General features: G+C 63.6%; 13 protein-coding genes. 7 read left to right on the top strand and 6 right to left on the bottom strand.

Annotated features, from left to right (window positions below):
* Positions 1 to 97: 97 nt before the first annotated feature.
* The 3 genes from FKV68_RS13550 to FKV68_RS13540 all read right to left on the bottom strand — a co-directional run bounded on the left by FKV68_RS13550 (position 98) and on the right by FKV68_RS13540 (position 3,132).
* Positions 98 to 763 (bottom strand): MerR family transcriptional regulator, encoded by a 666-nt coding sequence (locus FKV68_RS13550; protein WP_180938328.1) that lies wholly within the window; start codon positions 761 to 763, stop codon positions 98 to 100.
* Positions 764 to 1,072: 309 nt separating this feature from the next.
* Positions 1,073 to 2,176, bottom strand: a complete 1,104-nt coding sequence (locus FKV68_RS13545; protein ID WP_180938327.1) for a hypothetical protein — start codon at positions 2,174 to 2,176, stop codon at positions 1,073 to 1,075.
* Between the two features lie 251 nt (positions 2,177 to 2,427).
* Positions 2,428 to 3,132, bottom strand: coding sequence for a DUF899 family protein (locus FKV68_RS13540; RefSeq protein WP_180938326.1), 705 nt, complete (start codon positions 3,130 to 3,132; stop codon positions 2,428 to 2,430).
* Positions 3,133 to 3,315: 183 nt separating this feature from the next.
* Between FKV68_RS13540 and FKV68_RS13535 the strand changes: the two genes are divergently transcribed.
* Positions 3,316 to 4,068 (top strand): pyridoxine 5'-phosphate synthase, encoded by a 753-nt coding sequence (locus FKV68_RS13535; protein ID WP_180938325.1) that lies wholly within the window; start codon positions 3,316 to 3,318, stop codon positions 4,066 to 4,068.
* A gap of 1 nt (position 4,069) precedes the next feature.
* Here the strand turns inward: FKV68_RS13535 and FKV68_RS13530 are convergent, their stop codons facing one another.
* Positions 4,070 to 4,318 carry a hypothetical protein gene (locus tag FKV68_RS13530; protein WP_180938324.1) on the bottom strand — a complete coding sequence of 83 codons (249 nt, stop codon included), beginning with the start codon at positions 4,316 to 4,318 and terminating at the stop codon, positions 4,070 to 4,072.
* A gap of 171 nt (positions 4,319 to 4,489) precedes the next feature.
* On the opposite strand from FKV68_RS13530, the gene FKV68_RS13525 reads away from it, so the two are divergent.
* The 3 genes from FKV68_RS13525 to FKV68_RS13515 all read left to right on the top strand — a co-directional run bounded on the left by FKV68_RS13525 (position 4,490) and on the right by FKV68_RS13515 (position 8,584).
* Positions 4,490 to 6,496, top strand: coding sequence for an acyltransferase family protein (locus FKV68_RS13525; protein WP_180938323.1), 2,007 nt, complete (start codon positions 4,490 to 4,492; stop codon positions 6,494 to 6,496).
* 105 nt (positions 6,497 to 6,601) lie between these two features.
* A complete protein-coding gene (locus FKV68_RS13520) occupies positions 6,602 to 7,993 on the top strand; it encodes an aminotransferase-like domain-containing protein (RefSeq protein WP_425347590.1) in 1,392 nt (463 codons plus the stop codon).
* A 201-nt stretch (positions 7,994 to 8,194) separates the two neighbouring features.
* Positions 8,195 to 8,584, top strand: coding sequence for a DUF983 domain-containing protein (locus FKV68_RS13515; protein WP_180938322.1), 390 nt, complete (start codon positions 8,195 to 8,197; stop codon positions 8,582 to 8,584).
* Positions 8,585 to 8,639: 55 nt separating this feature from the next.
* On the opposite strand, the gene FKV68_RS13510 is transcribed toward FKV68_RS13515, so the two are convergent.
* Positions 8,640 to 9,278, bottom strand: a complete 639-nt coding sequence (locus FKV68_RS13510) for an NrsF family protein (RefSeq protein ID WP_180938321.1) — start codon at positions 9,276 to 9,278, stop codon at positions 8,640 to 8,642.
* Between the two features lies 1 nt (position 9,279).
* Positions 9,280 to 9,816 (bottom strand): sigma-70 family RNA polymerase sigma factor, encoded by a 537-nt coding sequence (locus FKV68_RS13505; protein ID WP_180938320.1) that lies wholly within the window; start codon positions 9,814 to 9,816, stop codon positions 9,280 to 9,282.
* A 241-nt stretch (positions 9,817 to 10,057) separates the two neighbouring features.
* Here FKV68_RS13505 and FKV68_RS13500 point away from each other — a divergent pair, with 241 nt between their 5' ends.
* The 3 genes from FKV68_RS13500 to FKV68_RS13490 are packed head-to-tail and all read left to right on the top strand — an operon-like array spanning position 10,058 to position 12,126.
* Entirely contained in the window at positions 10,058 to 10,381 is a 324-nt protein-coding gene (locus tag FKV68_RS13500; protein WP_180938319.1) for a BufA1 family periplasmic bufferin-type metallophore, read from the top strand.
* A 37-nt stretch (positions 10,382 to 10,418) separates the two neighbouring features.
* Positions 10,419 to 11,348: an MNIO family bufferin maturase gene (gene bufB / locus FKV68_RS13495; RefSeq protein ID WP_180938318.1), complete on the top strand. Its 930-nt coding sequence runs from the start codon at positions 10,419 to 10,421 to the stop codon at positions 11,346 to 11,348.
* Positions 11,335 to 12,126: an HvfC/BufC N-terminal domain-containing protein gene (locus FKV68_RS13490; RefSeq protein WP_180938317.1), complete on the top strand. Its 792-nt coding sequence runs from the start codon at positions 11,335 to 11,337 to the stop codon at positions 12,124 to 12,126. The genes bufB and FKV68_RS13490 overlap by 14 nt, the downstream gene beginning before the upstream one ends.
* Positions 12,127 to 12,158: the final 32 nt, after the last annotated feature.

The raw sequence follows: 12,158 nt of genomic DNA, 5'->3' as shown, positions 1-12,158 counted from the left end.
TGCCGCGCCAAGGCGGTGACAATTGCCGGGGCCTATTCTGCCCGTCAAATATTACGACAAGTTGTATCGGTTTGTGGTCAACCGAACGTTTTGTTCTCTATTCCGATGTGATCAGGCCGGCGAGAACGGCCTTGGCGACGGCCTGAAAGCGATTGTGGGCACCGAACTTGCGGATGATCCCGGATTCCAGCATGAGTGCCGCGGTCAGATCCATGTCCATCAGCCCGGCGATGCGGGAGGCGGGATAACCTTCGGCCATGAAGCCGAGGCAATCGGACTCGATCGGCGACAGGTGGACACGCTCCGCTGCCGTCGGACTATCTTCGCCGTCCACCGATCTGGTTTCGAGCAGTTCCGCGATCTTCTGCATCTGGCGACGCAGGATCGACTGCTGGGCAGCAAGCTCGCGGCGACGCGCCTGCAAGGCTGCATCGAACAATTCGTCTGCCCGCGTCTGGCTTTCGGCCCGATCGAGTGTTTCCATCAGTTCCTGGATCGCGGCGATCGGCATGTCGATCTCACGGCAGGCATTGATTACCGCCATGCGGCGGATATGGTCCTCGCCATAAACGCGCATCGGCCCCATGCGGGCGGCGGTGAGCAAGCCTTTCTCTTCGTAGAAATGCAGCGTCCGGTGCGTCACGCCGAAAACCTCCGCCATCTCGGCGATAGCGAGCCGGTCGTCGGGACCATGGTAGGGTGCGGGCAGTTGCGGCAGAAAGCCGAAAGCGTCGTCGGCTTGTTTCCTGGAATCCTGCGACATTTTCAAATGTCCCCCGTTTAAGCGTCCGGCCAGTCGCCGACCTCGACACCTGTTGCTCGCGGGACACATCCGTGCGCAAGCACGGTTACTGCTGACCAATGTGCATGACTGCGACGAAAAACTGACGCCGCAGGTCCGTTAGCTGGAGCCCCGTCACGCATTCGCCCGAACGCGCGGTGCTCCAGTGAGCAACCCGGCATGAAATCCAACGCACGCACTCACGGTAAGTGCGAATCACGCAAATGAACAGTCCTTAATATTGCCGGGAAAAAGCGGCTTCGGACGCAGTGCCCGACAGCGCGGCGTGCATCAATGGCCGATGACCTTGAGCGGGCTGTTGGCGGAAATGATGAAGAGCGGCTCGTCGCCCCTCAGCGGACCGAGCTTCTGCTGACAGTCCCAAGCCTTCTGGAAGCTGTCGCGTGTCAGCAGCCGGCGGTAGCGCGCCGTCGCCGTCATACATTCCATAAGCGTGCTCTGGATCCTCTCCGCGGCGGCATGGGTGTAGATCTCGCCGTCGAGCGCAAAAAGCTCTGCGGCAAGCGAGGTACTTTCAAAGAGAATGTCCGGCTCGCTCATTAGCCGTTCCGCGGTGATGAAGTCGCGCCGCAGCGGTATGCCTACACCGTCATGCGAGAGCGTGACGCGGATGCCAGCCGCGGGCGCATCATACCAGGCGAGATCGATCGAGAAAGCCAGAGCCTGATTGCTTGCGGCGGCTGTGCCTTCGTCCTCGACCGCGCTCGCCTTGGCGAGCGTCTTGTGGCGAAGCGCCGCCTCGTGCAGCGCCTTTGCGAATTGCCTGGTGCCCTTATGCTCGGGCCCGGACACGCCGACGCTGACGGACGGCAGGCCGCGGATGGCCGCCATAGGACCCTGGACGAGCTTTGCCTCCGCGTCGATATCCAGCGTCATTTCGGGCGAGGGCAGGGGGGCGAAGAGGAGCAGCGGCAACACACTGAGTACGGCCCATGGAGAAGAAAAGGGAGCCGGCTGCCAGGGGGCGCGGCGCCGGGACCGGCCAGCGCCCTTTTCCTGCTGGACCGAAACCGCGCCGGCGTCGGCGACATGCGCGCGACGGTACTCCGGCACGTAGGTTCCTTTCGGAATGACGATCTGCCACGTCTCGCTGGCGCCTTCGGTGTCGTAGAAGGTCTTGAGCAGCTTGCGCAATTTGCCGGCGTGGACCCGGACGAGGGGGTCCCCGTCGGCATTGAAGCTCTGGTCGCGGCCGAAGACGTCGACGCCGATCGAATATCCCTTGAGCTGGGCGCCTTCGCCGATCATCTCCTTTTCGACGACATAGGCGAGGAAAGCGCGCAACCTTTCGGATCGCCGAAAGCCGCGACTGTCGAGAATCCGGCGGAGCGCCAGCCGGATCGTCTCGTCGCAGGGCCTTTCGGCTGGCGTCATCGATGTAGCTCCAAAAGATAAAGACGGAATGCCGGAACGGAGATTGCCGGGAAGAAAACAACCTAAAACTGATTCGGAGCTTAAGCCCAAAAATGGCGGTTGTCAGGTTAGATGGCGACTAATCGCATTTTTTCTGAAATACGCGACTCACGGCGGTCGGTTGGGTCCCGGGCCGCGCTCCCCGTCGCTTTTCAGGGAAGCGCGGTCCTGTCGGTCGCGAAGGCGAGATTGGGCACGGTCCGCCGGGCTTCTCACCCACCGTTCCGGTATTCGAGCTTCGGATACCAGTCCTTGCCGCGACCTTCCGGCGTGGTGTCGAGCAGGGTCCACAGCGGGTCGAGGTCCGGTGCGCCGCGCGGGTCCTGGCCGGGGTCGGCCATCTTGCCGTTCATTTCGCTGCTCCAGAAGTGCCGGATGGTGCCATCGCGGCGGGTGAAGACGGTGTAGCCGGGGACGTCGGCATCCTCGGCGCTGACATAGTCGCGGGTGAAGGCGCCGTCTCCGTCGGAATAGACCCTCAGTTGCGTCCAGCCGCGTTCCTTCTTCGCGGCCACCAGCCGTTCGATCGGCGAGCGGGCAACCAGTGCGAGGGCCACGCGCTGCTCTATATCCGGTACCTTGCGTTCCCATGCTCCCATCAGAGAGGTGCACATGGGGCAGGGTCTTTCGCGCTGCGGGCCAAACATGTAGCTGTAGATGACGAGCGTGTCCTTGCCGCCGAAAAGATCGGCAAGCGTGACAGCCCCGTTTTCGCCCTCGAAACGATAGTCCTTGGTCACTTCACCGCCCGGCGGCAACTGCCGGCGCAACTCTGCCACGTGCTCGATATGGCGCCTGAGCTCGATTTCCTCCGCGAGAAGCGCGTTGCGCGCCCGTCGGTAGTCGGCGCTTTCGTTCGGAAAGCTGGCGTGGTTCCTTGCCGCCACTTCCTTTGCCGGGATGAGTGTGGTCGTCATGATCGCTCTCCTCTCGCTCTCTGCGATTTACCTTCATCCTACCTGATTAACGTTGATATCAACATAGTTTCACCATGTCAAAAACATGGGACGAAACCGTGCAAAAGGACGATTCCGGTTTTATAAAATCTGCGGTAGAACAGCGGCATCGATGATGTTGCCCGCCTCTTTGAAAGTGTCGACATGCCCGCAAAACTGTCCGTGAATCTGAATGCCGTCGCGATGCTGCGCAACCGGCGCGATCTTCCCTGGCCGTCCGTTACCGGACTCGGCCGCATCGCACTTCAGGCGGGGGCGTGCGGGCTGACCGTTCACCCGCGCCCGGATCAGCGCCATATCCGCTTCTCCGACCTCCAGCCTATCCGCGACCTGATCGACGACGAGTTTCCGCAGGCGGAATTCAACATGGAAGGCTTTCCGAACGAGGATTTTCTCCAACTGGTCGAACGACACGAGCCGGAGCAGGTGACGCTGGTGCCGGACGATCCGGCGCAGGCGACCTCGGATCACGGCTGGGATTTTCGCAAGAGCCACAACCTGCTTGGGAATGTGGTCGGGCGGCTGAAGAAAAAGGGCTTCCGCGTTTCGCTCTTCGCCGATGGCGATCCCGATCCGGAGGCGTTGAAGATCGCCAAGGAAACCGGAGCGGACCGGATCGAGCTTTATACAGGCCCCTATGGCGGCTGCTACGATGACCCCGAGAAGGCCGAGCGGATCGCCGCAGAACTCGGCCGCACCGCGGAGATCGCGCTTGGCCTCGGCCTCGCCGTCAATGCCGGCCACGACCTCACCGTCGCCAATCTGCCGTTGCTGGCAAGACACATCCCGGCGCTTGCCGAGGTTTCGATCGGCCATGGCCTGACGGCGGACGCGCTGGAATACGGCATGGCCGAGACAGTGCGCCGCTTCCGCCGCGCCTGCGGTGAAGCGATCTAGGTCAAAGGGCGTCGTATTCGACGCCTTTTACATCCTTGGCCTTGTGCATGGCGCTTTCCCAAAACCGCTGCACACTTTCGGTGACATGCATGGCCAAGCGGTAACGGGATTTTGAAGAGCCGCTGCTGCGCGTTCTTTGGAGCGCGCCGAGCGGCTGCATGGTCTCCGAACCGGAGTCGCTCAAGGGAAGAATCCCGTAGAAATTCAAGTTGTTCCAGCGCTCCTTGTGCGTCTGAGCCGTCGCGACCAACGGCGATCCGGGGCGCAGGGAGCGTCGGTCGAAAAACGGCCGCCCCGTGTAAAGCGGTGCCGGTTCCACAAATGTGTCCAAAAGCCGCCGTATAAGCAGCGCCGATTTTGAACACTCAAATCATGCGTACTCAATACATTTAAGAACACGCTCTTGTTGGGGGGCGTTGTCGTGAAATACCGCAGGGATATTGACGGCGTGCGAGCCATCGCCGTGATGTCGGTTGTATTCTGCCATGCTGGAGTTCCTGGTTTTTCCGGTGGGTTGGTTGGCGTCGACGTTTTCTTTGTCGTTTCGGGTTTCCTTATTGCCGGAATTCTCCACCGTGAGCTTGCAGCAGGGCGCTTCTCGCTGATCTCATTCTATGAGCGGCGAGCGCGACGAATATTGCCGGCGCTTTTCTTCGCGATTGCTGCCTGCCTGGTGGCGGCGGCACTGCTGCTGCTGCCGGACATGTTCGTCGGGTTGGCACGGTCCGCGCTGGCCGCGATGTTCTTCTCGTCCAATATCTGGTTCTGGTATGCCAATGCGGACTACTACGCCCCGGATGCGGATCTGGAACCGCTGCTTCATACCTGGTCCCTGGGCGTCGAGGAGCAGTTCTACATCGTCTTTCCCTTGGTGTTATGGTGGCTCTTCCGGTTGCCGCGACGGTCCATGATTCTGGCATTCGCCGGCTTGTGTGTCGCGTCGTTCTTGCTTTCCGTCTGGGCAAGCGGCGCTTACCCGCGGGCCAACTTCTACCTTGCGCCGACGCGGGCCTGGGAGCTTGGGCTCGGCGTGCTCCTTGCCGTCGGCGCCTTTCCGGCCTGTCGCAGTGCAAGGCTTGGTCACGCGGCGTCGCTGCTCGGGCTGGGCGCAATACTGGCGGCGGTCGCATCCTTTGATAATACAACGCTGTTGCCCGGGTTCAGCGCGATGCTGCCCGCTTTCGGCGCCTTGGCGCTATTATGGGCGGGCGAGCAGAGGGTAACAGTCGTCGGCCGGATGCTGTCCGCGTCCATCCCGGTGGCGATCGGGCTGATCTCCTACTCGCTCTATCTCTGGCACTGGCCGATCATCGTCTATTTCAAGCTGGTGGGCGGCACGATGGAAATTACGCCGCAGCAGATGCTGATCGCCATCGCCCTATCACTTGCCGGCGCCTATGCGAGTTGGCGGTTCATCGAAACGCCGTTCCGCCGCCGGGCGCCGAATGGATTTACGCCCCACTTCATTCTGGCCTCTTCGTCGGCCGCCGTTTTGGCCGTCGCGGTCGTGGCGGCCACAGTGAATGTGTGGGACGGCTTTCCGGGGCGCCTCTCGCGCGATGCGCAACTGGCCTATTCCGGCACCTTCGACATTGACGGGCAACGCGATCGCTGTGGCGGCAAGACGCCGCCGGAAGGCCTTTGCCGCATCGGGGCGGACACCGGCGCAGCAAGAGGCAAGGACAGCATCCTGCTCTGGGGGGATTCCCATGCGGGAGCAATCATGTCCGGCCTCGATGTGCTGCTCGAGAGAAGCCACAAACAAGGCGCGGTTGCATTCAAGGGCGGGTGCCCGCCCCTTCTTGGCGTGGAACGGCTGGACAAAGGGCCGGACCATGATTGCTCCGACTTCAACGCGGCGGTCATGTCGATGCTGCGAAAGGGCCGCGACTCGCCCGTGGTCGTCCTCAGTGCCCGCTGGTCGCATATCGTCAATAGCGATCCCGACAGTGAAAGAAGCGGCCCGCAGGCGCAACTCGTCCGCAAGGGTGGCGGCGAAAGCGGCCCCGAGGAGGAGTATGCCCTCTTCGCGACTGCATTGCTGAAGACGGTGAGAGCGATCCGCAGCACCGGCCGAAAGGTCATCATTGTCGATGATATTCCGGATATCGGCTGGTCCGTCCCTCGCGTTCTCGGTCTCAACCACTTTATCGATGCCGCCTTGCCGCCTGTCCCGACGCGGGCGGTAGTCGAGGCGCGTAACGCGCGCGTCAACCGGGTGCTCGAGATCGCGGACAAGGATGCAGGCGTGCAGCGCGTCAGTGCCGTCCCGCTGCTGTGCAGGCCTGTTTGCATGGTCGCAAAGGACGGCATCCCGCTCTATTCAGACGAGCACCACCTTAGTGTTTTCGGTGCCACAACCGTGGTGCCGATGATGATGAAGGATGCCATAGCCACCGTTCAAGACCCCATCAGATCAGTGAGATGATCGACTGCGCCGCAGTCCGCCTGCGGTCGGCCTTCGCCCGCAGCGCTTGCGCTGAGCGCCGCATCCATGCAATATCCATACATTGTGGAAAATGGGATGTTGTTGATGGACAAGGCGGGTCTTTCCTGGGTGCCGGCGCTGAGCAGAGAGGCCGGACCGCTTTATCTGGCGATCGCGGATGCGCTGGCGGCGGATATCGCGGCCGGCGGGCTGAAGGAGGGAACGCGCCTGCCGCCGCAGCGGGCGCTCGCGGGCGTTCTCGGCATCGACTTCACCACCGTCAGCCGTGCCTACAACGAGGCGCGGACGCGGGGTTTGATCGAGGGCCGCGTAGGGCAGGGCACCTATGTCAAGGCGCGGCGGAAGAATGGCGGCCGATCGTCCGGCGGCGGACTCGTCGACATGAGCATGAACCTGCCGCCGCTCTTCGATGACCCTAAGCTTATCGCCCGGATGTGGGGCGGCATTGATGCCCTAGAGGACGAGCGGGGCCTGGACCTCCTGATGCGCTACCAGGCGGTCGGTGGCTCGCTGCCGGATAAAACGGCGGGGGCGGCCTGGCTGAGGCCGAGGCTCGGCGAGGTGGCGGCGGAGCGGGTGCTCGTCTGCCCCGGCGCGCAAGGGGCGCTGCTTGCCACGGTCAGCATGCTTGCAGCGCGCGGCGACGTGATCTGCGCCGAGGCACTGACCTATCCGGGACTGCGGTCGCTCGCGGCTCATCTCGGCATAGGCTTTGCTGCCGTTGCGGTGGACGAACAGGGGCTGTTGCCCGAGGCGTTCGAGGCCGCCTGCGTCAAGCACCGACCGAAGGCGCTTTACTGCAATCCGACGCTTCATAATCCGACGACGGCGACTCTGTCGCTCAAGCGCAGGGAGGCGGTTGTCGCAATCGCCCGCAGGCACGGCGTCGCGATCATCGAGGACGACGCCTACGGCGCGCTGCCGACAAATCCGGCACCGCCGCTTGCTGCGCTCGCTCCCGACCTTGTCTATTACGTGGCCGGGCTTGCCAAGTGCCTTTCACCGGCGCTGCGCATCGCCTATCTCGTCGTCCCGGATGCGGTGAGTTCCGTTCGTCTCGAGGGCGCGATCCGCGCGACCGCCGGCATGGCCTCGCCGCTTTCGGCGGCGGTCGCCACGCGCTGGGTCGAGGATGGAACGGCGGATGCCGTGCTTGCTGCCATTCGCGCCGAGGCCGGGCGGCGCCAGCGGATCGCGGCGGAGATCCTGCCGGCCGATCGCGTCCTGACCAATCCCGAGGCTTTTCACCTTTGGCTTACCCTGCCTGCCGGCTGGACACGCGGTGAGTTCACTGCCCGCCTGCGGACGGCCGGGATCAGCATCGTCACAAGCGATGCATTCGCGCTTGCCAACCCGCCGGAGGCGGTGCGGCTCGGACTGGGCGCCGCAGAAACGCGCCATGAGCTTGAGCGCAGCCTCGCCGTCATCGCCGATCTTCTCGTGCAATCGCCGGCTGCGGTAAACTTCGTCGTCTGAACGGCAGCGCCGACGTCCGGCGCAATTGTCGCAGGGTCGAATGCATACAATTATTTGACAATGTATGTTTTGTATGGCTCACTATTCCGGAAGCCGGCGGGGGCGGATTGTCCGCTGCCATCCGGCATGTCGGCGCCGACGAGCGCTACCGCGATTGCGCACCTGCACTTGCCGCCGACGAAACCCTGGAAAGGAAAGACAATGTCTTCACACGAAGATTGGCCGGCTCTTCCGCCGCTGCAGACGGGCCTGCGCGGCCACTGCCCGCGGTGCGGCCAAGGGCATCTGTTCGAAGGCTTCCTGAAGCTCCGCCGGGAATGCGAGGTCTGCGGCCTCGATTATTCCTTCGCCGATCCGGCCGACGGCCCGGCCTTTTTCGTCATCTGCTTCGCCTGTGTGCCGAGCGTTTTCCTCGGTGTCTGGCTCGAAGTGCAGTATGCCGCGCCGCTTTGGGTGCATCTGCTGACGACCGGCCCCTTCATGCTTCTCACCTGCATCCCGCCGCTCAGGCCGCTGAAGGGCTGGCTGGTCGCAAGCCAGTTCTTCTACAAGGCGGAAGAGGGCAAGGTCGTGCGCAAGGCCCTGCCGTAGGCGCCGGAAGGGCCAAAGGCGAGCGCGGCCTCCTGATTGCGATGCGGCCGACGCGTCACCATCGGGCGACGCAGCGGCCGCCGAAGGCCCCGAGAAGCGCCAGGAACGCGATTGCGATCGTGTACCACGTTGCGACGAACAGGGGCGAGTCGTCCGGGCAGTGAGTTGCATAGAAGGCCGCGGCGACGCCGCCGGCGGTGAGCCCGGCAAGCGCGCCCGCAATCGCGGGCCGCGAGGGCGCCCCATGGCGCAGCGCAAGCAGCAGCAGGGCGAGCGGGCCGGTGCCGATCAGTGGAATGTAGGTCAGGCATACGAGACTGTTCGTTCCGACGAGCTTGGCCGACCACGCATTCGCGGGCGAAACGACGAGCTCAGCGAGAACACCTGCTGCAAGCAGAGCCGGTGCGATCGCGAGATAGGGCAGCAGCGGGCGCGGCTCGGTTTCGGGTCGCGACAACATGCGCAGGAGGCCGAAGGCGCTTGCGGCAAGGGCGATCGTCACCACGAACTTGAACGGGAAACGCAACGTCTCCAGTGCGTTTGCGATGTCCGGCCTCGGGCCGAGCAGGGCGAGGAAGACGATTGCGGCGACGGCGAGGGAGGCGACGGCGGCGCCCGACCAGGCGATGGCCATCGGCATGCCGCTTCGTCTCGTGTCCGCCGCCAGGGCCTTAATGAGTTCGTGCGTTTCCATGTCAGCCTCGTCCAAATCGCCGGGCGATGGCGGCAAGGCCGCGATGAAGCGCGACCCGAACTGCAGCTTCGTTCATGCGAAGGCTTCTGGCAGCCTCCGCGATCGTGCGCCCTTCGACCGATATCGCCGTCACCACCGAACGCTGACCCGGCGTCAGCGTTTCGAGGGCGCGGCCGATCTCCCAATCCCGAGCCGTTTCTGTTTCCTCGGTCGCAATCTCATTCTCCACCTCGCTGAGTTCGATCAGGGCATGGCGTCCATGTCGCCGCAAGGCATCGACAAGCTTGTGGCGCGCGATCGCGTAGAGCCATGGCTTGACCGGGCAGTCGCTGCGCCACGTGTGACGCTTCACGTGGACGGCCATTAGCGTTTCCTGCACGATATCCTCCGGGTCGAGGCCGGCAAATGCGATCCTGCGCCGCGCCCAGACGCGGACGAGCGCTGCGGCTTCGTGCAGAAAATCGCCGTAAGCCTTCTCGTCGCCGCCAAGTGCGGTGCGAAAGAGCCGGGCGAGATCGCCGTCGTCCGCGCCGTTCAATTGCGCTTCCTCCCAATTCGCCAATTGGCGCCGCTTGTTACATGCCCGCAACAAATGCTTCGCGCCTTCGAAAACGGTGGCTCTTGTTCGACCCGAGTCAACCCAAAAACACCGTGAATTCGGAACGGAATGCGCTCACGAAAGCGTGTAGCCGCAAAGTGTAACATCTCTCCCGCCGGCGACGAAGGAAGGTCTGTGTGCCGACGCAAAGGCGCACGCACCAACAAGGGAGATGGAAACGATGTCCACCAGAACCTCGATAAGCGCGGCCATGCTGGCGAGTGCCGTTGCCGCAGCGGTGTCGTCGCTGGCGATCGCCGCACCGCTCACGGAGGCCCAGGTCAAGGCCGCAACGGAAGCCGGCAAGGAGAAGTGCTTCGGCGTCGCGCTCAAGGGCCAGAACGATTGCAAGGCCGGACCGGGTACGACCTGCCAGGCAACGTCGACGGTCGACTATCAGGGCAATGCCTGGAAATTCGTCGATGGCGGCACCTGCACGACAATGGACCTGCCGGCCGGTCGCAAGGGTTCGCCGGAGCCGCTGTCGCGCGATCTTCCCTCCTAAACGACCTTCAGACAAGCGCCGGAAAGCGGAGGCGACGATGGCCAAATTGGCAATACACGCGGATCGTGGCGCGTCGGAAAACTCCCGTTTTCCGGCGCATGCGATCGACGGACTGGCAGGCACCAGCTTCAAACATCAGCACATCACATCCATTCTGGAAGATCAGGCGGCCGACCGCGGCTTCTTTGAGGTTCACGCGGAAAACTACATGGGCGCGGGCGGGCCGCGGCACGCGGCGCTCGCGCGAATACGAGCGGATTATCCGGTTTCGCTTCACGGCGTCTGCATGTCGATCGGCGGGCCGCAGCCGCTGGATAAGGCCCATCTCGGCCGTTTCGCGCGGCTGATCGAGCGATACGAGCCGGCGCTTGTCTCGGAGCATCTGGCCTGGTCGACGCATGAGACGACCTATTACAATGACCTGCTGCCGCTGCCCTACACCGGAGCCACCCTGCAGCGCGTCGCCGACCATGTTGACGAGGTTCAGGAGACGATCCAGCGGCCGATACTCATCGAGAACCCGTCGACCTACCTGCTCTTCAGGGAATCGACGATGAGCGAGACCGCGTTCATCCGCGAGTTGGTCGGGCGTACAGGCTGCGGCCTGCTGCTCGACGTCAACAATGTCTTCGTCTCCGCGACCAATCATGGCTTTTCCGCGCTCGACTATCTCGCGGATTATCCGCTCGAACATGTCCGCGAGATCCATCTGGCCGGCCACGCCGAGCAAGAGGACGACGAGGGCGATCTCCTTCTGATCGACAGCCACGACGGCCCGGTCGCCGACGCGGTCTGGACGCTCTTCGACATCGTCATCGGCCGGTGCGGTCCGCTTCCGACGCTCATTGAATGGGACAGCGCAATTCCCGACTGGCCGGTGCTGAAGGCCGAAGCGATAGCGGCACAAGCGATTCTGGACCGGCACGCGAGCGTATTCCTGCGGGGGAAGAGCCATGCGTGCGGCTAGGGAAGCTCTTGCCGCGAGCGCTGATGATCTCGGTTATCCGGGGCGTTTCGCGCCGGCGCTGCTCGATCCCGGTCGCGCCACGCCTACCCTCGTTGGGGGGCCGGTGGGCAAGACCGCCGACAAGCGATTCAGCGTCTATCGTAACAACGTCACTGTCAGCCTGATCGACGCGCTCGCCGCGGCGTTTCCCGCGACGATGCACATCACCGGCGAGACCTTCTTTCGCGCGATGGCCCGGTTTCACGTGCGGGAGACGCTGCCGACGTCGCCGCTCCTCTTCGAGTACGGCCGGGACTTTCCCGCCTTCATAGAGCGTTACGAATATGCGCAATCGATGCCGTGGCTTGCCGATGTCGCCCGCATCGAACGGGCCTGGCTCGATGCCTATCACGCGGCGGATGCGCCCGTCCTGTCGCCGCAGGCCCTGACGTCGTTTCCGGCCGACGCGCTCGCCGACACGGCCCTCAAGGCGCATCCGTCAACACGCTTGGTCCGCTCGGTCTATCCGGCGGTGACGATCTTTTCCGTGAACCGCGACAGCGGCCCGGTCGGCCGCATCGAGGCCCGGGAGCCGGAGAACGCGCTGATAACGAGACCGGCGCTCGACGTGGAGGTTCGCCGTCTTTCACCGGGCGCCGATGTCTTCCTCGGCAGCCTCCTGGCAGCCGAACCGCTTGGAAGCGCTGCCGCGGCGGCAAGCGCGCACTGTCCGCAATTCGATCTCGCGACTGCCATTGCCGTGATGCTTGAGGCCGGTGCTTTTGCCGCGGTTCGCTAGAGCGGGATGAGGAAAAGTGTGGGCGGTTTTCC

This window comes from Sinorhizobium mexicanum, assembly GCF_013488225.1.
Lineage (GTDB): Bacteria > Pseudomonadota > Alphaproteobacteria > Rhizobiales > Rhizobiaceae > Sinorhizobium > Sinorhizobium mexicanum.
This window is presented reverse-complemented; position numbering and strand designations above follow the sequence as displayed.